Source organism: Roseovarius aestuariivivens (genome assembly GCF_004761875.1).
Lineage (GTDB): Bacteria > Pseudomonadota > Alphaproteobacteria > Rhodobacterales > Rhodobacteraceae > Roseovarius > Roseovarius aestuariivivens.
In genome coordinates this window covers 39,773-59,867 of record NZ_SJEY01000009.1, presented here as the reverse complement: position 1 = coordinate 59,867, position 20,095 = coordinate 39,773, and the positions used below count along the sequence as shown (strand labels likewise).

At 63.6% G+C, this 20,095-nt stretch carries 17 protein-coding genes; 12 read left to right on the top strand and 5 right to left on the bottom strand.

Features of this window, described 5'->3' with window-relative positions; genetic code table 11:
* The first annotated feature begins 42 nt into the window (after positions 1–42).
* The 4 genes from EZV60_RS14795 (at position 43) to rarD (ending at position 2,425) form a co-directional block, all read left to right on the top strand.
* Positions 43–642, top strand: a complete 600-nt coding sequence (locus EZV60_RS14795) for a superoxide dismutase (protein WP_135506381.1) — start codon at positions 43–45, stop codon at positions 640–642.
* 121 nt (positions 643–763) lie between these two features.
* On the top strand, positions 764–982 hold the full coding sequence (locus tag EZV60_RS14790) for a hypothetical protein (protein ID WP_135506380.1): 219 nt from the start codon (positions 764–766) through the stop codon (positions 980–982).
* A 1-nt stretch (position 983) separates the two neighbouring features.
* Entirely contained in the window at positions 984–1,439 is a 456-nt protein-coding gene (locus EZV60_RS14785; protein ID WP_135506379.1) for a baeRF12 domain-containing protein, read from the top strand.
* 89 nt (positions 1,440–1,528) lie between these two features.
* Positions 1,529–2,425, top strand: a complete 897-nt coding sequence (rarD, locus tag EZV60_RS14780) for an EamA family transporter RarD (protein WP_135506378.1) — start codon at positions 1,529–1,531, stop codon at positions 2,423–2,425.
* On the opposite strand, the gene EZV60_RS14775 is transcribed toward rarD, so the two are convergent.
* On the bottom strand, positions 2,386–2,937 hold the full coding sequence (locus EZV60_RS14775) for an LOG family protein (RefSeq protein WP_135506377.1): 552 nt from the start codon (positions 2,935–2,937) through the stop codon (positions 2,386–2,388). The two genes, rarD and EZV60_RS14775, sit on opposite strands and share 40 nt — an antisense overlap.
* Before the next feature lie 101 nt (positions 2,938–3,038).
* On the opposite strand from EZV60_RS14775, the gene EZV60_RS14770 reads away from it, so the two are divergent.
* The 3 genes from EZV60_RS14770 (at position 3,039) to EZV60_RS14760 (ending at position 7,410) form a co-directional block, all read left to right on the top strand.
* Positions 3,039–4,217, top strand: a complete 1,179-nt coding sequence (locus tag EZV60_RS14770) for a LysM peptidoglycan-binding domain-containing protein (RefSeq protein ID WP_135506376.1) — start codon at positions 3,039–3,041, stop codon at positions 4,215–4,217.
* A gap of 62 nt (positions 4,218–4,279) precedes the next feature.
* Positions 4,280–6,094, top strand: a complete 1,815-nt coding sequence (locus EZV60_RS14765; RefSeq protein WP_135506375.1) for an ABCB family ABC transporter ATP-binding protein/permease — start codon at positions 4,280–4,282, stop codon at positions 6,092–6,094.
* The gene (locus EZV60_RS14760) at positions 6,091–7,410 is read left to right on the top strand and encodes a glycosyltransferase (RefSeq protein ID WP_135506374.1); all 1,320 of its coding nucleotides are present in this window, start codon (positions 6,091–6,093) and stop codon (positions 7,408–7,410) included. Before EZV60_RS14765 ends, EZV60_RS14760 begins: the two co-directional genes overlap by 4 nt.
* Here EZV60_RS14760 and EZV60_RS14755 read toward each other — a convergent pair.
* The 3 genes from EZV60_RS14755 to EZV60_RS14745 all read right to left on the bottom strand — a co-directional run bounded on the left by EZV60_RS14755 (position 7,379) and on the right by EZV60_RS14745 (position 13,081).
* Entirely contained in the window at positions 7,379–7,924 is a 546-nt protein-coding gene (locus EZV60_RS14755) for a polysaccharide biosynthesis C-terminal domain-containing protein (RefSeq protein ID WP_135506373.1), read from the bottom strand. The two genes, EZV60_RS14760 and EZV60_RS14755, sit on opposite strands and share 32 nt — an antisense overlap.
* Positions 7,925–8,000: 76 nt before the next feature.
* On the bottom strand, positions 8,001–11,765 hold the full coding sequence (locus tag EZV60_RS14750; RefSeq protein ID WP_135506372.1) for an efflux RND transporter permease subunit: 3,765 nt from the start codon (positions 11,763–11,765) through the stop codon (positions 8,001–8,003).
* Positions 11,762–13,081 (bottom strand): efflux RND transporter periplasmic adaptor subunit, encoded by a 1,320-nt coding sequence (locus EZV60_RS14745; protein ID WP_135506371.1) that lies wholly within the window; start codon positions 13,079–13,081, stop codon positions 11,762–11,764. Before EZV60_RS14745 ends, EZV60_RS14750 begins: the two co-directional genes overlap by 4 nt.
* Positions 13,082–13,298: 217 nt before the next feature.
* Here EZV60_RS14745 and EZV60_RS14740 point away from each other — a divergent pair, with 217 nt between their 5' ends.
* From EZV60_RS14740 to EZV60_RS14725, 4 genes are all read left to right on the top strand, one after another.
* Positions 13,299–14,003, top strand: a complete 705-nt coding sequence (locus EZV60_RS14740; RefSeq protein ID WP_135506370.1) for a hypothetical protein — start codon at positions 13,299–13,301, stop codon at positions 14,001–14,003.
* A 58-nt stretch (positions 14,004–14,061) separates the two neighbouring features.
* On the top strand, positions 14,062–15,393 hold the full coding sequence (locus tag EZV60_RS14735; protein WP_342588804.1) for a PQQ-like beta-propeller repeat protein: 1,332 nt from the start codon (positions 14,062–14,064) through the stop codon (positions 15,391–15,393).
* A gap of 50 nt (positions 15,394–15,443) precedes the next feature.
* Positions 15,444–16,913: a ribosome biogenesis GTPase Der gene (gene der, locus EZV60_RS14730; RefSeq protein WP_135506369.1), complete on the top strand. Its 1,470-nt coding sequence runs from the start codon at positions 15,444–15,446 to the stop codon at positions 16,911–16,913.
* 154 nt (positions 16,914–17,067) lie between these two features.
* On the top strand, positions 17,068–18,822 hold the full coding sequence (locus EZV60_RS14725; RefSeq protein WP_135506368.1) for a calcium-binding protein: 1,755 nt from the start codon (positions 17,068–17,070) through the stop codon (positions 18,820–18,822).
* 101 nt (positions 18,823–18,923) lie between these two features.
* Here the strand turns inward: EZV60_RS14725 and EZV60_RS14720 are convergent, their stop codons facing one another.
* The gene (locus EZV60_RS14720) at positions 18,924–19,631 is read right to left on the bottom strand and encodes a hypothetical protein (RefSeq protein WP_167853546.1); all 708 of its coding nucleotides are present in this window, start codon (positions 19,629–19,631) and stop codon (positions 18,924–18,926) included.
* A gap of 229 nt (positions 19,632–19,860) precedes the next feature.
* Between EZV60_RS14720 and EZV60_RS14715 the strand changes: the two genes are divergently transcribed.
* The gene (locus tag EZV60_RS14715) at positions 19,861–20,094 is read left to right on the top strand and encodes an EF-hand domain-containing protein (protein WP_135506367.1); all 234 of its coding nucleotides are present in this window, start codon (positions 19,861–19,863) and stop codon (positions 20,092–20,094) included.
* Position 20,095 lies beyond the last annotated feature (1 nt).

Here is a 20,095-nt window from a genome sequence, read left to right as displayed (position 1 = left end):
TCTGTCACAGCAGAAATTCACAGAAAGACAAGGGGGCCCGATATGGCTTTTGAACTTCCCGATCTTCCCTATTCGCACGACGCGCTTGCCGATCTCGGCATGTCCCGCGAGACGCTGGAATACCACCACGACATCCACCACAAGGCCTATGTCGACAACGGCAACAAGGCCATCGCGGGCACCGAGTGGGAAGGCAAGTCGGTCGAAGAGATCATCAAGGGCACCTACGATTCCGGCGCTGTCGCCCAGAACGGCATCTTCAACAACGCCTCGCAGTACTGGAATCACAACCAGTTCTGGGAAATGATGGGCCCGGATCAGACCGGCATGCCCGGTGAGCTGGAAAAAGCCCTGACCGAAAGCTTCGGCTCGGTCGACAAGTTCAAGGAAGAGTTCGCCGCCGCTGGCGCGGGTCAGTTCGGCTCGGGCTGGGCTTGGCTGGTGAAGGACACGGACGGCAGCCTGAAAGTCACCAAGACCGAGAACGGCGTGAACCCGCTCTGCTTTGGTCAGACCGCGCTTCTGGGCTGCGACGTGTGGGAGCATTCCTACTACATCGACTTCCGCAACAAGCGTCCCGCCTATCTACAGAACTTCCTCGACAAGCTCGTGAACTGGGAAAACGTCGCGTCGCGCATGTAAGCCTTTGTTATTTAAAGGTGAAACGCCCTCCGGCCATGCCGGGGGGTGTTTTTGTTTCAGGAACCGCCAAGACTTGCCCCGCGTTGTCCTGACGTATGATAGAATAGGAAGGAAACGTGCCATGGCAGAGCGCCACAGGTCCAAGGACGGCCGCAAGGAAACCGAAGACATCATCGGGGACGACACGGAAATCAGCCAGCAGGGCCGTGAGGGCGGCGCGCTCTCACGCAAGATCGGCACACGCGACGAGGAAAAGCGCGCCAAATCCAAGCCCGCCGGCGCCACACGCGTCACAGGCTCGGACAAGCGCGACAGCGGCATCAAGGAGGGAGACGACTGAGATGACGGAACTCAAACACGGCACATGGGTCCTGATCGCGGACGGGGAGAAGGCCCTTTTCCTGCGCAACGACCTGGACGAGATGAACCCCGACCTCAATGTCGTTCGCGAGGAAGAGCAGGACAATCCCGCCGATTCCGAGCAAGGTACCGATAGCCCGGGCCGCATGCAGGATACCGGAATTCAGCAGATGTCGGCGCTCGACGAAACCGATTGGCACCAGCTGGCCAAGGATCGCTTTGCAAGCGATCTGGCGGATATCCTGTACAAATACGCCCACAAGAATGCGTTTGAACGTCTTGTAGTCTGCGCCCCGCCCAACACCCTTGGGGAATTGCGTCAGCACTTTCACAAAGAGGTGCAAAGCCGCATCATTGCCGAGGTGGACAAGGATTTTACCAACCATCCCCTCGATGAGGTTGAAAAACTGCTCAAGTCCGAGCTCGCTTCTGGCTGAGCCCTGTCTTGAACCGGCTTGCGGGCCGCGATAGAGCGAAAGAAGCGCCTCCGGGCCTGCCCGGAGGTTTTTCAGTTCCGGAGAACCTGATGTCCCCGACAGCCCGTGGCGTGCTCGCCATCATCTGCGCCTGCATGATCTGGGGCCTGTCTGGCATGTTCTACAAGCTTCTCGTGCATTTGCCTGCGATCGAGATGATGGCCCACCGCACCATCTGGGCCGCCGTGTTCTTTTTGATCGTTCTGGGCGTGCAGGGCAGGGCGACAGCGCCATTCGCCGCCCTCACGCGCCGCCGGGACCTGCCGATCATCGTGCTGGCCTCGCTCATGGTCGGCGCGAACTGGTTCACCTTCGTCTTCGCGGTACAGATCGGCAAAGCGCTCGACGCCTCGCTGGGATATTTCATCTTTCCGCTTGTCGCCGTGTTTCTCGGGCTTCTGGTCTTTGGCGAACGGCTTAGCCGGGTTCAGACCGCCGCGGTGATCCTCGCCGCAGTGGGTGTCATCACGCTCACCGCCGGGCTTGGCGTGCCGCCATGGATCTCCCTCATTCTCGGCATCACCTTCGGCATCTACGGGATGCTCAAGAAGGGGCTTGATCTCGGCCCGATCACCTCCGTGACGGCCGAGGCGATCCTGCTGGTGCCTCTGGCGGTCGGCCTGCTCATCTGGGTGCATCTGCAGGGCGGCGACGCGCTGGGCGTGTCATGGGCTGAGACAGGGCTGCTGATGCTCTCAGGCCCGATCACGGCCACGCCCCTCATCCTTTTCAGCTATGGCGCGCGCCGGGTGGCGCTGGCCAGCGTTGGGCTTCTCTCCTACTTGAACCCCACCCTGCAATTCCTTGTTGCGACACTGGTTTTTCACGAATTCTTTGGCCTTTGGCACGGGGTCGCCTTCGGCATGATCTGGACCGCGCTGGCGCTCTACAGCTGGTCGCGCTGGCATCAGGACAAGGCGCGCTCAAGGCTCTCGCAAAGCGCCTGAACTGTTGCTTCGGCGCGCACGAAGTCCAGAAGGCTCGCATCGGCAAAGCCCTCGTTGATCACGTGCTTCATCAATTGCATCAACGGCGTCCAGTAATCATCGGTATTCAATAGAAATACCGGCTTTTCATGCAGGCCGATCTGGCGCCAGGTCAGAACCTCGAAGAACTCGTCCAGAGATCCCGCGCCACCGGGCAAAACCACGATGGCGTCGCAATTCATGAACATAACTTTCTTGCGCTCGTGCATCGTTTCGGTGACGACGTAGCGGGTCAGGTCCGTCTTGCCCACTTCCCATTTCACAAGGTGGTCGGGGATGACGCCAAAGGTTTCGGCCCCCGCATTCTGGGCCGCGCGCGCCACCGTGCCCATCAGCCCGACATCGCCTGCACCGTAAACTAGCCGCCAGTCCCGCGCGGCGATGGCGGCGCCGAATGACTCGGCGGCGGCGGCATAGGCCGGATTGCGCCCGGCGCGTGAGCCGCAAAAGACACAGATGGAATGCGTTGCCATGAATTCACCGGATAGGGAAAAGGGTTGTTTTGACCGTTCTACCCGCTGTTGATAAAGTCTCGCAACCGCGCATGGGAAAAGCGCGGATCGGAAGGACACGGATGACGAAGCAGTCCGGAGTATCGGGGGGCGGGCCCCTCGTGATCGCGGGCGTCGCTCTGGCTGCGGCGGTCGGCGGGCTTCTTTATTTCTCTGTGTTGCGCCCGGCCTCGCCCCCGCCGGCCGATAGGGCCGCTGTGACCGACGAGGCGCAACCCGCCGCGTTGGCGCCTCCAGCCGACCCCGCGCCGGAAACAGCCGCGCAAACCACGCCTGATACGCCCGACATGCCCGACCTTCCGAAGGTCAGCACCTTCCTGCTCGATGCCGATGGTCGCATGGTCGTGGCGGGGCGCGCATCGCCGGGATGGGAAACGGCGATCCGGCTCGATGACGATGAACTCGCCCGCTTTCAGCCCGAGGCAAACGGCGAATTCGTCCAGTTCGTCACCGTTGGCCCCAGCGAGAAGGCCCGCATTCTGACCCTCGCCATGCGCTCGCCGAAAGACGGCTCGGACATCGTGTCGAAAAGCGAAATCATCATCGCTCCGCTGCGCGCGCCCGAAAACGGCACCGCACCGGAGGCCGTCGCGGCGCCAAATCCCGCGGTCGAGGTCCCCGAAACCCTGGCAACACCGGCGACGGCGCAAGAGCCACCCGAAACACCCGGCCCCGTCGCCAAGCAAGAGCCCGCCGCACCTGCTGCCGTGCTGCTCTCGGATGCCGAGGGGCTTCAGGTCCTGCAGCCCGCACCGGCGACCGATCCGGGGCCCGAAGTCATGGCGACCGTCGCCCTGGACGCGATCTCGTATTCGGAGGAGGGCGATGTGCTTCTGGCCGGGCGCGGCGTGGGCGATGGCTTCGTGCGGGTCTATCTCGACAACGCGCCCATCACGACCTCACGCATCGCCGAGGATGGTCGCTGGCGTTCGGATCTGCCCGAGATCGACACCGGCATCTACACGTTGCGCATCGACGAGGTCGACGCCGAGGGCAACGTCACCTCGCGGATCGAGACGCCCTTCAAGCGCGAATCCGACGACGTGCTCGCTTCCGCCACCGCTACCAACCAGCCCATTCAGGCCGTGATCGTGCAGCCCGGCTACACGCTCTGGGGCATTTCGCGGCGCAATTACGGCGACGGCTTTCAATATGTGCGGATCTTCGAGGCCAATCGCGACCGCATCCGCGACCCCGACCTGATCTATCCTGGACAGCTCTTCTCGATCCCTCAGGATTGAGCGGGGTGGTCATTGCCCGCGCTCCGGCCTATCTGATGGCGACATCACGCTAAGAGGTCCTCATGCGCCGACGCGCGCTCACCACCACCAAAGCCCCGGAAAATGGCTGGAGCGTCATTCGCCGTGTCGCTCCCTATCTCTGGCCAGAGGGTCAGGGATGGGTCAAACGCCGCGTGGTCTTCGCGCTTATCGCGCTTTTCGCGGCCAAGCTGGTGGCCGTCGGCACGCCCTATTTCTACAAGGCCGCCGTCGACGCGCTTGCGGGCGAGGGGCAAGAGGCCGCGTGGATGCTGGCGCTGGGGGCCATCGGCCTGACCGTGGCTTACGGCATGGCGCGGCTTCTCAATGTCGGCTTTCAGCAGCTGCGCGACGTGATCTTTGCGCGCGTCGCCCAACGCGCGCTTCGGCAACTGGCGCTTGAGACGTTTCAGCATATCCACGCCATGTCGCTGCGCTACCACACCTCGCGCAAGACCGGCGGGCTCAGCCGGATCATCGAGCGCGGCGTGAAAGGCGTGGAATTCCTGTTGCGCTTTCTGCTTTTCTCCATCGGCCCGCTGATCCTCGAGCTTCTGCTCATCGGTATCGTCCTCTGGACGCTCTTCGACTTCTGGTATCTTGCCGTCGTGATGGGCGTGATCGCCGCCTATGTGGCGTTCACCTTCAAGGTGACCGAGTGGCGCGTAAAGCTGCGCAAGAAGATGAACGACCAGGATACCGACGCCAATCAAAAGGCCATCGACAGCCTTCTGAATTTCGAGACTGTCAAGTATTTCGGGGCCGAGGGTCGCGAGGCGGGACGCTACGACAAGGCGATGGAGGGCTACGAGACCGCGGCGTTGCAGACCTCCTATTCGCTGGCCTTTCTCAATTTCGGTCAAAGCGTGCTGATCACCGGTGGCCTCGTGGCGGTGATGGTGATGGCGGCCTTCGGCGTGCAATCGGGTGCTCTGACGGTGGGCGATTTCGTCATGGTCAACGCCTACATGATCCAGATCACCATGCCGCTGAACTTTCTCGGCACGGTTTACCGCGAAATCCGGCAATCCCTCGTTGATATGGCGGAAATGTTCGATTTGTTAGAGCAAAGGCCAGATGTTCTAGATAAGCCCGACGCGAAGGTTCTGAAAGTACAAGGCGGTGAGGTCGCCTTGCGCGAGGTTTTCTTCGGATACGAGGCCGAAAGACCCATCCTCAAGGGCGTGATCCTCACCGTGCCGCCGGGGCAGACCGTGGCCATCGTCGGCCCCACCGGCTCGGGCAAATCCACCATCGGGCGGCTCTTGTTTCGCTTCTATGACGTGCAGTCCGGCGCGCTCAAGATAGACGGGCAGGACGTGCGCGACGTCACCCAAGACAGCCTGCACGCCGCCATCGGCGTGGTGCCGCAGGACACCGTGCTTTTTAACGACACCATTGGCTATAACATCGCCTATGGCCGCGACGGCGCCAGCCAGGCCGAGATCGAAGAGGCCGCGCGCGCGGCGCAAATTCACGATTTCATCTCCAGCCTGCCGCGCGGCTACGACACCCAGGTGGGCGAACGGGGGCTAAAGCTGTCGGGCGGCGAAAAACAGCGGGTCGGCATCGCCCGCACGCTGCTCAAGAACCCGCCGATCCTGTTGCTGGACGAGGCGACAAGCGCGCTCGACACAGAGACCGAGCAGGACATCCAGGATGCGCTGCGGCGCGCAGGCCAGGGGCGCACGGTCATCACCATCGCGCACCGCCTGTCAACCGTGGCCGAGGCCGACCGCATCGTCGTGCTGGAAGATGGCCGGATCGTCGAGGAAGGCACCCATGCCGAGCTTCTGGCGCGTAGCGGGCGCTACGCGTCGCTTTGGCAACGTCAGATGGCGGAACAGGATGCCGCATGACCGCTGCGCCGCGGGTCAGCATCATCCTTCCGATCATAGACCGGGTCGAAACCTTCAATCTCGCGGTGCCCATGGCGCTGTCTCAAACGCTTGAAAACATAGAGCTTCTGATCGCCATGGCCGGGCCGAGCGCGCCCCTCCGTGAGGCCGCGCGGCGCTGGGCCGCGCAGGATGCGCGCATCCGGCTGATCGAGACCCCGCGCGAGCCGACAGCCACGACGGGGGCCGCGCGCCACGCCGCGATTGAGGCCGCCCGGGGCGAGTATATCCTCATCCTGCAGGACGATGACGACTGGTCCGCGCATCATGCCGCGTACATGGCCGGTCTTCTCGACCGCGCCGAGGTGGCGATGAACAGCGTGCGCGCCGTGACCCTCGGCTTCGGGGTGCACGCCTGGCATACCGGTCTCGATCAGCCGCATATCCGTGCGCTTGGCCGCAAACTTGGGCGAAAGACCTGGTACGAGGCGCATTACGGCTTCCGGCGAAGCCTTTATCGTCGGCTTGGCCTGCGCTGGGACAGGGTCAGCGGCGGCCTCTCGGGATATTTCTCGGAACAAGTCCTGAACGAGGCTGCGTCGGTGTCCTGGGCGCTCGGGGCAGAGGCGACCTCGTGGTCGCTCAATTCGCCGCCCCGCCGCAATCCGGCCATCGCCATGGACACGCCTGCGCGGGCTGCGGAATGCGCCGCCTGGCGGGTGCTGCGCGAAACGCGCCCGCCGTGCGCCGCCTGGGTCGAGCGGCTGTCGATCTTGGTCGAGCAGAACGTGCTCCCGACCCACGACTACGATCAGACGATCGCGTGGCTCGGCCTGCGCCGCGGCGGGCTGGTGGCGGGCTCCGAGGCGGATACCGAGCTGCGTCTCGTGCACGCCGCGCTTACCGGGACACCGGTTCGGCCCGATGATCTGACGCCCTCCCTCGGGCACATGATCGAAAACGGGCAGGGACAGTTCCTGCGGCCCGAGGTGGCCGATACTGCGTTCGGGTCCGCTGCCTCGGCGACAGACCGCGCCGCCTGTGGCCGCGCCTATGCGCAGGGGCAACAGGGCATGCAGCGCGCGGTCGGCTTCGCCTATGCCGCCTGGAGCGCCACGCGCGCCGGCCAGCTGGACAAGGCCGAGGCGGACTGGGTGGCGGCGCGGGCCGCTGACCCTCGGATCGTCGGCGCGGGCGCGCCGGTCGCGCTCGCCCTCGCGTTCGCGCTCGGCGATGCCGCGGCGGCCCAGGCGGTGCTTGCCCCGTGGTCCGCAACAAAAGAAATCCCCTGGCCGCTGAAACGCATCAGAAATCGGTGGGCGCGTCGAACCCGATGATCTCTCCGTCGTAATCGGGCGGCATGCGGTACTTGTCCGGATCATCGCGGTCGAAGATTTCGGTCGGCATATTGACGAAGATCGCGGGTCCTTCGCCCACATTCTTCACGCCATGCGCCACGTAGGGCGGAATATGCAGCCGCAGCGGCCGATTTGCCCCGGCCTCAAAACAAAGCGTGCCGCCACAGGTCGCGGACCCGGCGCGCAGGTCGATCAGCAGGATGCGGAACCGGCCATCAATGAAATAAAGCCTGTCGGTCTGCTTCGCATGGTAGACCGGTCCGCGTTCCGATCCCGGCGCGGCGGTCACGGCATAGACATGCACCAGCGGCGCCATACCGGGCGTGTCGACCGTCAAAAGCTCGCTGAGCGCGCCGCGCGCATCGAGATTGGCGATCAGCGGCTGCACAACAACGCCCTCGATCCGGTCCGAGGCAAGCCGGATCGGCGCGGGCGTCTCGCGCGGCTCCCAGGGCGGGTCCTTGGTGAACACATCTTTCCGAATCGTCGACATCCTCTCTCTTTTCCGGGGCCGGATCAGAACTTACGGGATCTCGCGGCCGCCGCCGGTTGGCGGGCGGGCCGTCCGGTCACTCCGCCGCGCGCAGCGGCTTGCCCTGCCCGTCGAGGATCCGCTTGAGATCGTCAAGCTCCGGCGCGCCCGCGTCTTCGTCCTCGAACCCGCTCTCGACCCGCTCGTCGCCCCAGATGATCTCGGGCGCACGGGTGCGCCGCGCCTCGCGGGTCAGCGCCCAGTCCTTCGCGGCCCGGCTCGCCCGGCCAAAGGACAGCTTCGCCAGAAGCTGCGCCGCCCACAGTACATAGGTACCCGCCCAGACCCGCAGCGCCAGCATCGAGGGCGTGAAGACCAGCGTCAGCACCGTTGCGATGCCAAGGCCGAAGACCACCGCCGTGGCCAGCTGCGTCCACCAAAGCGCGGTGGGCGAGTTGAACGTGTACCCGCCCCCCACGAAATCGAGGCTGAGGCCGAACATCATCGGCGCAAGGCCCGCCATCGTCGTGATCGTCGTCAGCAGAACGGGCCGGATCCGCGCCTCGGCGGTGCGCGTGATCGCCTCGATCTTGGGCATGTAGCGGCTGTAATCCTGATAGGTGTCGATCAGCACGATATTGTTGTTCACCACGATCCCGGCCAGCGCGACGATGCCTGTGCCAGTCATGATGATCGAGAACGCCTGGTTCATCACCAGCATCCCGATCAGCACACCGGCGGTCGAGAGCACCACCGCCACCAACACCAGTGCGGCATTGTAGACGCTGTTGAACTGCGCCAGCAGGATGATGAACATCAGCGCCAGCGCGCCGGCAAAGGCCTTCATCAGGAAATCGCCCGATTCCTCCTGATCCTCGGCATCTCCGGTCCATTCGTAACTGATCGAGCCGGGGATCTCCTGCGCCTCTAGCCACTCGGTCAGCACTTCGATCCGCTCGTTCGCGGTCAGCGGCACCTCTTCGCCGTCTTTCTCGACGGTCAGCCCGTCGATCACCCCGGCCTTCACGTCGAAATATCGCGTCTGGTCGATCCGGTCGATCTGCGCCAGCTTCTCCACGGGCTGCCTTGTGATGAAATTCGACAGCGGCACCAGCCCGTCCGCCGTGCGCACCCGCAGCGTATCCAGCGTCGACAGCACCCGGTCCTCCTCGGGCAGGCGCACGCGGATGTCGATCTCCTCGTCCGAGGAGGGCACCCGCATCGTATCAAGCGTCAGGCCCCGCGTCACAAGCTGCACCATCGCGCCCACCGTGGCCACGTCCGCGCCGAACCGTCCGGCCTTCTCGACATCCACGTCGATCTGCCAGTCGATGCCGGGCAGGGGCAGGGTGTCTTCGACAAGCTTCAGCCCATAGGTTTCGTCGAATTTCTCCCGCGCCCGCGCCGTAAAGGCGCGCAACTCGTCCCAGTCGTCGCCCTTAAGCCGCAGATGCACCGGCTTGGCCGAGGCAGGACCCTGTTCCAGCGCCATGATCTCGACCTTGATGCCGGGGATCTGCGACAGCTTGGCCGTCAGCTCGTCAATCGTGCGGTCGCCGTCCACCTCGGGGTCCGACACCTGCCGTGTCACATCGAAGTCCAGCAGCGGCACGGTGAACCATGTCTCGGTGGTGGTGGGCCGGTCCTCCCACTTCACGATCTCGAACTGGACCTGCCCCACGGTATCCAGCGGCGGCTGCGAGCCGCCTGTGTTGTTGTTCAAACCCGACTCGCCCGCAAAGGAAAAGGCGTTCAAGACATTGGGGTGGTCCAGCACCACCCGTTCCGCCTCGCGCACCAGCGCGTCGGTCTGGTCAATCGACAGGTTGCCCCGCGCGCGGACGTAGACAATCGCGTTTTCCGGCTCGGATTCCACAAAGAACTCGGTGCCGTTGTTGTTGTTCATGTAATAGAACAACGTCGAGCCCACGAAGACGAAGACCGCCCCGGCGGCAATGAGCGGCATCACCGGATTGCCCGCGATGAAGTTGATCACATGACCGAAGGGCGAGCGGCGATAGCCCGCCTTCACCTTCTCGGGCCGGTTGGGGAACAGCTTCCCGCCAATCCAGCGCCGCGCGTAGCGCAGCCGCCGAAAGACCGCCATCAGTCCCAGCAGGACCGTCACCGCCCCGGCCAGCGCCACCGCGCCGAGCGCGACAAGTCCCACGACGATCGCGAAGACCGTGACCAGCGTCGGAATGACCGACCCCAGAATGCGCGTGCCATCCACCGCGCCGAATTTATCCCCGATGAGGCCCGCGACAGGCCCGATGGCACTTCCCGCTGCCGCCAGCGCGGCCGCCCCCACGGCGACGGTCACGATGTGCCAGTACCATTTCGCATGGGCGATCTGGCGAATGCGGGTGTCGAACCACCGCTCCAGCCGTCCGGTCACGCCGCCCATCACCGGCAGATAGACCAGCGCCACCAGCAGAGAGGCCGACAGCACGAAAATCAGCGTGACGGGCAGCATCCGCATGAATTGCCCCGGCACACCCGGCCAGAACAGCATCGGCAGGAACGCACACAGCGTCGTCGCGGTCGAACTGACCACCGGCCAGAACATGCGCTTGGCAGCGGCCACGTAGGCATGCATCGGCCCGTCGCCCTCGTCGATGCGCTTGTCGGCGTATTCCACCACCACGATGGCCCCGTCGACCAGCATCCCCACGGCCAGGATCAGGCCGAACATCACGATGTTGGACACCGCCACGCCCATCACCGCCAAAAGGGCAAAGCAGAGCAGGAAAGAGGTCGGGATCGCAAAGCCCACCAGGAGGGCAGGGCGGATCCCAAGCGCGGCCAGCGTCACGATCATCACCAGCGCAATCGCGGTGAGGACCGAACCTTCCAGCTGCTTGACCATCGACTCGATGATCCGGCTCTGATCGTTCGAGGTCTCGACCGTCACCGCCACGCGCAGTTCCTTGGGCCACTCCGCCTCTGCCTCGGCCACCACCTCCCGCACCAGATCGGCGGTGTCGATGATGTTAAAGCCCTTGCGCTTGACCACTTGCAGCGCGATCGCCGTCTCGCCGTTGAACCGCGCGGTGCCCATCCGGTCCTCGAAGGTCAGGTTGATCGTCGCAAGGTCGCCCAGCGTGACCACCCGGTCGCCATTCGTCTTCACCGGCAAATCATAGATATCGCGCGTTTCATCGAACGAGGACGGGATCTTGACCGAAAAGGACCCCTGTGCGCTGTCCACCACCCCCGCCGCAATCAACTGATTGTTGTTCTGCACCACGTTGATCAGCTCACCGGCGGTGACGTTATAGGCCTCCAGCCGCAGCGGATCGATCAGAACCTCGACCATTTCGTCACGATTGCCGGCGATTCCGGCCTCCAGCACGGGCTCGAGCCCCTCAAGCCGGTCCTGCAGGTTCTTCGCGAGCCGCGCCATGGTGCGTTCGGGAACCGGCCCGGCCAGGCTGACGACGATGATCGGGAATTCCGAAAAGTTGATCTCGTTGATGGTGTATTTCTCGGCGCCCTCGGGAAACTCGGCTTCCGCCGCGCTCATCGCATCGCGGACATCGGCCATGATCTTGGTCTTGTCCCAGCCGAATTCGAATTCCAGCGCCACCCCGGCATAGTTCTCGGCCGCGGTGCCGGTCATATCCTTCAGCCCGTCAAGATCGGCAAGCTCGGTCTCCATCGGCTTGACCAGAAGCTTTTCGCTATCCTCCGCCGAAATGCCCGGATACTGCACCGACACGAAAAGCGCCGGGATCTCGATATCCGGCTCGCCCTCCTTGGGAAGGCTGACATAGGCCACGGTGCCGGCAAGGATCGACAACAGGATGAAGGCGATGACCATCCGCGCCCGGGCGGCGGCCCAGTCGACGATCCCGGTCATTGGCCGATCTCCCGAAAGCTCGGGGCGACCGGCACGCCGTCGGTGACGAATTCCTGGCCGATCACGATAACCTCGGCGGTCTCGGGCAGGCCGGTCACGAAAACGCCCGTCGGCGTATCGCGCAAAAGCTCGACCGGCATGAACTTTGCGGCGCTTTTGTCATCGACGACCCGCACGCCCAGCACGCCCGCGTCATTCAGCGTCAGCGCCGATTGCGGCAACAGATGCGCCAGCTTGCCGGCGGCCGAGATCTCGATCTCGGCGGTTTGCCCGTCGCGCAGGGACAGCTCGGGGTTGGGCACCGCGATCTCGACCCGGAAAGTACGGGTGGTAGGATCAGCCGAACGGCTTACGAAGATAACCTCGCCCGCCACGCTCTCGCCAGAGGCCAGCTGCGCGGTGGCCTTGGCGCCAACCTCGGCACGGCTCACTTCGGTTTCCGGGATGAACCCCACCAGCATCACCGGATCAAGCTGGATGACCGTGGCGCAAAGCCCGCCGGGCTGCAGCAGGCTGCCAAGCTCCGCCGTGTCGCTTTCCAGAAGGCCCGCGAAAGGCGCACGGATCACCAGCCGCGCGATCTCGCGCTCGGCCGAGGCGACGGCGGCCTCGGCGCTCTGCACACCCGCGCGCGCGGCCTCGATACCTGCCGCGACCGTCTCCAGCCCCGACTCGGCGGCGCGCAGCGTCGCTTCCGCGCTGGTGATGCCCGCACGCGCGCCCTCGACCTCCGCCTCGGTCTGCGCCACCCGCGTGTCCGAGGCGAACCCGTCCCGGCTCAGGCGGCTGGCGGCGTTGGCGTTGATCTCGGCCTCGCGCAGCCGCGCCCGGCTTTCGATCAGGCGTGCACGAGCCTCCTCGACGCGCGCCTCGGCCTCCGGCACACGCGCCTCGGCCTCTGGCAGGCGCGATTTCGCCTCCGCCAGCCGCGCCTCGGCCTCGGCCAGGCTGGCCTGTCGCGTGCCCGGATCAAGCCGGCACAATTCCTCGCCCTCTTCCACGAAGGCCCCCTTGCGCAGGGGCGGCGACACGATCTGCCCTGTGGTCTCGGCGCGCAGTTCCACTTGCCGGTCGGCCTCGGTCTGACCGCGCAGAATCACCGCGCTGTCGATCTCTCGTGCGCTCGAGCGGATCGCGACCACGCCCACCGTTTCGGGCGCGTCCGCCTCGCCTGACTGCGTCGCGGCAGCCTCCTCCGGGGCGGCCTCCTCGGCCGGGTCCGCGCCCAGAAATGCCAGAAGGCTGTCGCGCTCCATCACGAACGCATAAATCGCTGCGCCGACCAATATGGCTGCAAGCAAGGAGAAAAGTCTCATGACGCCGCTTTCCGCACGAACTGGGCCGCGCCCGCGAAGGCAGAACGGCAAAAAACCTTACAACGCACCAAATACGCTGAACTATACGGTTCAGATTAAAATTTTCACGCCCGAGATGCAAGATGCGATGGACACGTCTCGCGCGGGCTGTCTCCCGGCCCCTTGGCAGGGCCGGACCTTCGCGGTAAGAGGGGCCAAATATGGCAAAAGGTGCGGCGTGAGCGATACCGACAGTTTTATCGACGAAGTGACCGAAGAGGTCCGCCGTGACCGGCTTTACGCGACATTCCGCCGGTATGGCTGGATCGCGGTTCTGGCCATCCTGCTGCTTGTGGGCGGCGCGGCGTGGAACGAGTGGCGCAAGGCCCAGACCCGGGCCGAGGCGCAGGCCTTGGGCGATTCCATCCTGGCCGCGCTCGAGGCCGAAGACCGCGCGGCCCGCGCCGCCGCACTTGGTGAGATCGACGCGGCCCGGCCCGGCGCCGAAACCGTTCTGGCGCTTCTGGCCGCGGGCGAGCAAAGCGGCGTTGACCCGGCGGATGCCGCCGCGCGGCTTCTCGCTTTGGCCGACGATCCCGCCACGCCGGCGGTTTACCGCGACATCGCGTTGCTCAAGGCTGTGGCGATGACCGATAGCGGCCTCAGCCCCGAAGACCGCCGCGCGCGGCTCGACGGGATGGCGCCGGGGGGCGGGCTGGTGCGGCTTCTGGCCGAAGAACAACTTGCGCTGCTCGAGGTCGAGACCGGGCAGCCACAGGCCGCGCTCGAGCGCCTGCAGCAGATCCGGCAATCCGCAGAGGCCAGCCCGGGCTTGCGTCGGCGAGCGTCTCAAGTGATTGTGGCGCTGGGCGGCGATCTCGAGGCCGTCCCCGGTGCGGACACGCCCGGTATGGAAGAGACCGGCGCGGAGGCCGGCAATTGAAGACCGCCGCAGGGCCCTTGATCGGGCAGGCGGACGATTAAGGGTAGGGGCATTGGCCGTGAAGACAGTGACACGTTTCATCTCGCTAACGGCGATCTGCCTGACCGCGGCCTGTTCGAGCAAGGAAGTGATCCTGCAGGGCGAGCGCGAGGATATCCGCGACGTGCTCGTGACCGAAACCGGCGAGACGGCCTTGGCCGAGCGGACCGTAACCGGAGAAATTCCGCCTCTGAGCCTGCCCGCGACCCGCGTCAACGCCGGCTGGACCCAAGGCGTGTCAAGCCCCGCGACCCGCGTTGCGCATCCCGCGTTTTCTGCGCAGCCCCGGCTGGCCTGGCAGGTCAATATCGGCGACGGCGACGGTCGGCGTGGACGCATCACCGCCGATCCCGTGGTGGGCGATGGCCGTATCTTCACCCTGGATTCCAAAGCGCGCGTCAGCGCTGTTTCGACCGCGGGCAAGGTGCTCTGGACCCGCGATCTGACGCCGCCCAACGACTCCGGCTCGGATGCGTCCGGTGGCGGATTGGCCTATGCCGACGGTCAGTTGTATGTGTCCTCGGGTTTCGGCCTTCTGACCGCGCTCGACGCGGCGTCGGGCGGCGAGATCTGGCAGCAGAACCTGCGCGCCTCCGGCACCGGCAGCCCCAGCGTGGCGGGCGATCTGGTCTACGTGGTGGCGGGCGACGAGGTCGGCTGGGCGCTGGAACGCGACACCGGCCGCATCCGCTGGCAGCTTGGCGCCACGCCGGACCTGCAGAATTTCATGGGCGCGCCCGCGCCTGCGCTGTCGGACAAGTACGTCGTCTTCGCCTATGGCTCGGGCGAGGTGCAGGGCGCCTTCCGCAAAGGTGGTCTGCGCCGCTGGGACGCCCAGCTTGCCGGCGACCGCGACGGGTTTTCCACCGGCCTCGTCGGTGACATCACCGGCGGACCGGTGATCGACGGTGACCGCGTTTACGTGGGCAACCACGCCGGCCGCACGGTGGCCCTTTCGCTCGGCAACGGCGAACGGCTCTGGACCGCACCCGAAGGGCCGCTTAACCCGATCTGGCCCGCGGGCAACTCGATCTTTCTCGTCTCCGACCGCAACGAGCTTCTGCGTCTCTCGGCCGAGGATGGCCGCCGCATCTGGGGCCGTGCGCTGCCCTTCTTCACCAAGTCGAAGCCCAAGCGCCAGGCCGAGATCTTCGCGCATCACGGGCCCATCATCGCCGGCGGGCGTCTGATCGTGGTGTCCAATGACGGGCTGATGCGCTTCTTTGATCCCACCAATGGCGCGCCGCTCGGTCAGATATCGATGCCCGGCGGGGCCACGACCAACCCGGTCGTCGCGGGCGGCACGCTTTATGTCGTGACCACCTCGGGACAGCTGCTGGCTTTCCGCTGACGCCACATTCGGGTAACAGGGGCCAGCGCGCCTGATCGGAGCCTTTGACCATGAGTTTCACCCTCGCCATCGTGGGTCGCCCCAATGTGGGCAAGTCCACGCTGTTCAATCGTTTGGTGGGCAAGCGCCTTGCGCTGGTCGACAACCAGCCCGGCGTGACCCGCGATCTGCGCGAGGGTGAGGCGCGGCTGGCCGACCTGCGGTTCACGGTGATCGACACTGCGGGGCTGGAGGACGCCACCGACGACTCGCTGCAGGGCCGGATGCGCCGGCTGACCGAACGTGCCGTGGACATGGCCGATGTTTGCCTTTTCCTCATCGACGCCCGCGCCGGGGTGACGGCGCTTGATGAGATGTTCGCCGACATTCTGCGCAAGCGCGCCGGACACATCTTCGTCGCTGCCAACAAGGCCGAAGGCTCCGCCGCCGACGATGGCGTGCTCGAAGCGTTCAATCTCGGCCTGGGAGAGCCCATCCGCATGTCCGCCGAACATGGCGAGGGCATGATGGATCTCTACACCGCGCTTCTGCCGCTGGCCGACGAGTATGCCAAACGTGCCGAGGACGACGCGCCGGAAACCGATGTGGACCTGCCCGAGGGCGATGTGGATATCGACGCGCCCCCGATCCCCAAGCCGACCAAGGCCAAACCGCTGCAGGTCGCCGTCGTGGGCCGCCCCAACGCCGGCAAATCCACACTCATCAACAAGATCCTCGGCGAAGACCGCCTGCTGACCGGCCCCGAGGCGGGCATCACCCGCGACGCCATCTCGCTTCAGATCGACTGGGACGGGCTGCCCACCCGCATTTTCGACACCGCCGGCATGCGCAAGAAGGCCAAGGTGCAGGACAAGGTGGAAAAGCTTTCCGTCTCCGACGGTCTGCGCGCGGTCAAGTTCGCCGAGGTCGTGATCGTTCTTCTCGATGCCGAAATTCCCTTCGAGCAGCAGGACCTGCGCATCGCCGACCTGGCCGAGCGCGAGGGCCGCGCCGTCGTGGTTGCCGTCAACAAATGGGACCTGGAGCGCGAAAAGCAGGAGAAACTCCGCGATCTGCGCGAGGCGTTCGAGCGGCTTTTGCCGCAACTGCGCGGCGCGCCGCTGGTGACCGTGTCCGCCAAGACGGGGCAGGGGCTCGACCGGCTTCGCGCGGCTGTGGAAAAGGCCTATGATGTCTGGAACCGCCGCATCAGCACGGCCCAACTCAACCGCTGGCTCATTGGCATGCTCGAGGCACACCCGCCCCCCGCGCCGGGGGGCCGCCGGATCAAGCTGCGCTACATGACTCAGGCCAAAACCCGGCCCCCGGGGTTCGTCGTGATGTGCTCGAACCCCGAAAAACTGAACGAAAGCTACACGCGGTACCTGGTCAACGGGCTGCGCACCGATTTCGACATGCCCGGCACGCCGATCCGGCTGCACATGCGCTCACAAGCCGCGAAAAACCCCTACAAGGGAAAGAAAAAGCAGGGCCCGTCGAAACTGCGCAAGCATCTGGGGAAACCTTCAGGCAAAACATAGGTGCCATGCGAGGCGTCATTGATGCTCGTCGCACTGTAAAGGATCTTGGCTCATTATGCAATCTTAAGGCGGTGCGTGATTCGCATAAATAACCCTTAAGTTGAATTCTTCTCATAGATGTTCCACTCTTGGTTTACATCTATAGGGAGAAATTATGCCTACAGCGTACAGCGGTACATCAGGAAATGATACGATAGACGCGGTCTTGATCGGGGGAAGCTCTGGCAGCGGTGGCACGGGTCAGGTGCATGTTTACGCCAAAGACGGCAATGACTTCATAAACATGAGGTTTGGTCAAAACATTCCGGCTTTTGACAAGGGTCACCATGTACGTGGCGACAATGACGAACAGATCGATTCCACCGGCAACTATGCGCCGGGAGAAGACATCTTCAATTTCAAAGATATCGACATTGTGTCCTCCGGGGACGTCGTGGTCGGCCGCCTCGAAGATTTCGACTTTTCGAGAGACAAGATATACTTGGAAGGCGTCGAGCTCGATTTGTACGCTCTTCCCAGCAATGTTCGGATCGTGGACTACGAAGGCGGCCACAATGACGCTGGTGCCGCAACGCAACAATGGCTTTTGATCGAAACGTCGACTGGCGGTCACATCTTCTATGCACTTGAAGGCGCACGCGTTGACATCAACGGAAACGGCGGTGCGAACGGTGGCGATCAGGAAGATCATTTCCTGAAAAGTTCTGATATTCCGGATTTCTCCACTCTGCAGACCGTAGATTTTATCGATCCGGTTAATTTCTTGCCATCGGGCGTTTCAGCCGACGGCGGTATCACCGTGAATGATTACGATTCCGACGATGCTGACGTCGTGGAAATCATTCTTGGCTCGCCCAACGGCGACCTGATTGCCGCCGGTCTCAATGACGATACGGTTCGCGCCAGCGGTGGCAACGACCGCGTCTTGGGAGGCAGTGGCGGCGATAGTGTCGAAGGCGGTTCTGGCAACGACAGTCTGTTCGGCGGAAATCGCGGTGACACGCTTCGTGGTGACGAAGGTGATGACATCCTAAACGGAGACGCTGGAGATGACTTTATGGTCGGCGGTGAAGGATCGGATACTTTCCACGTGAATAGTGTCGGCGACGTTGTAAAAGAAAGCAGTAGCTGGAGTGGTTATGATGTTGTCTGGTCGAGTGTCGATTTCCGCATGGGCCAAGAACATATCGAAGATTTGTATCTTTCTGGGGGTGCCATACTTGGTGTGGGCAACGGGCTTGAAAACCAAATTACAGGTAACAATCAAGACAACATTCTCGATGGAAAAAAGAACAACGATACGCTCATTGGTGGGTTAGGGGACGACCGATACTACGTTCAAAATGCGGGAGACCAAGTAATAGAGCAGGCGGGCGAAGGATTGGATACCGTGTTGGCTTTTCGGAGCTATTTGCTTGCGCAAAATATCGAGAATCTTTTTGTTCAGACGGTTTATGATCAACAGAATAATCCGGTTGTCCTGAACGGAATTGGTAATTCTCTCGACAATACCATCGTCGGTAATCCTTTTGAGAATACCATAATTGGCCGCGCAGGAAACGATACGCTGAGAGGGCAGGCCGGATCAGATACCTTCGTGTTTGACAGAGTTTTCGGCCCAACCAACGTCGATCGGATCGTGGACTTCAACACAAACGAAGCCAACGAGGGTGATTTGCTTAAGTTTAAGTCGTCCTTGCTCGGCGGTGGACTAACTGCGGGATTACTGAGCGCAGACAACTTTGTCCAAGGAACGCAGGCATCTGATGCAGACGACAGATTTGTCTTCGATCAGTCGTCTGGTGAGCTTTGGTTTGATGTTGACGGCACTGGAGCGTCCCAACAGTTTCTCCTTGCAACGTTTGATCAGAACGCCAGCGTCGAAGCCGCAAACATTGAAATTTTCTGACTGTTGAGCATTTTGTCGCAAGACGGGCGACACCACGACGCACAGGGAAAAGTTTTGGGGTCAGTCGGCGCGAAAATGCAAGGCCCAACCTCATCTAAACCTTAGACCCCCCGACGAGGGCCGAGCGCCATCAAGCCCAGCATCACCGCCCCCGCCGCCGCAAGACCCAGCACAGACCAGTTCGGCCCGCCGCTATTGGCGACGATCACGCCGACAAGCGCCCAGATCACCGTGAGGGCGTATTCCGGCGTGTCGGGCCGGGCCGCTTGCACGACCATGGCGATCCCCAGCGCCAGCACGATCATCGCCAGCGCCGCCACCTGTTCCGACAGGATCCCGTGCCCGCCCAGCATCAGCCCCAGGGCCACGCAACTCGCCGCAGTCAGCCATCCGGCGTAAAGCGCGACGGGCGTGCGCAGCCAACCGCGATCCCGAGCGCCACAGCGCAACAGGGCCACGACCGCCGTTGTCAGCATCACCCAGATTAGAACCGTCGCCCAGATCGGGCTGGTTTGCGCCACCGGGATCCATGCCGCCCCGACCACAAGGCTCGCGATCAGGGGCCAGCGCATCGCGGTCCAGCCCGGCTCCGCGTCCCGCTTCAAAAGACCGAATGCCGCCCCCGCCAGAAGCCACAGATAAATCACCCCCCAGATCGAAAACGCATACCCTGCCGGCTGCACCGGCACATCGACTTGCGGGATGGGAAACTGGTCGGGCCGGAACCCGTTGAAGCCGCTCGACAGGAACGGCGAGGCCGCAAAAGCCAGCGCTGCGGCCAGCACGAAAATCGCTTTCATCTTTTCCATGCGGAGCCAGATGGGGCCGTGCGCGTCCTCTTCAATGTCCGGCCAACTGAAATGCGCTGAAAGACCTGATATCTCGAGGAAAATCTGCATCGGCCAAAAAGCGCGCATGCCCCGCCGCCGCCCTCTGGCGGCCTCTTGCGCAAATCCGCGCCTGTGGCATTCTGCGTATTCGGAAGCGATCCGCTTTCGGTTCGGCGACAGTGAGTCGCCGTTGGAGAGACCACCCAAAATGAAGACGACCATGTGGGTCATCGCCGCGCTTGCGGCCCTCGTTGCAGCCCCGTCTTTCGCGGCGACGCCCGAAGATACCGACGGCAACGGCAGTTACTCGATGGATGAGGTTGCGGCAGCCTATCCTGACCTCACCGAGGAAGATTACGCCGAGATCGACCTCGACGCGTCCGGCGACGTGAGTGCCGAAGAACTCACGACCGCGATGGAAAGCGGCCTGCTGGCCGAATAGT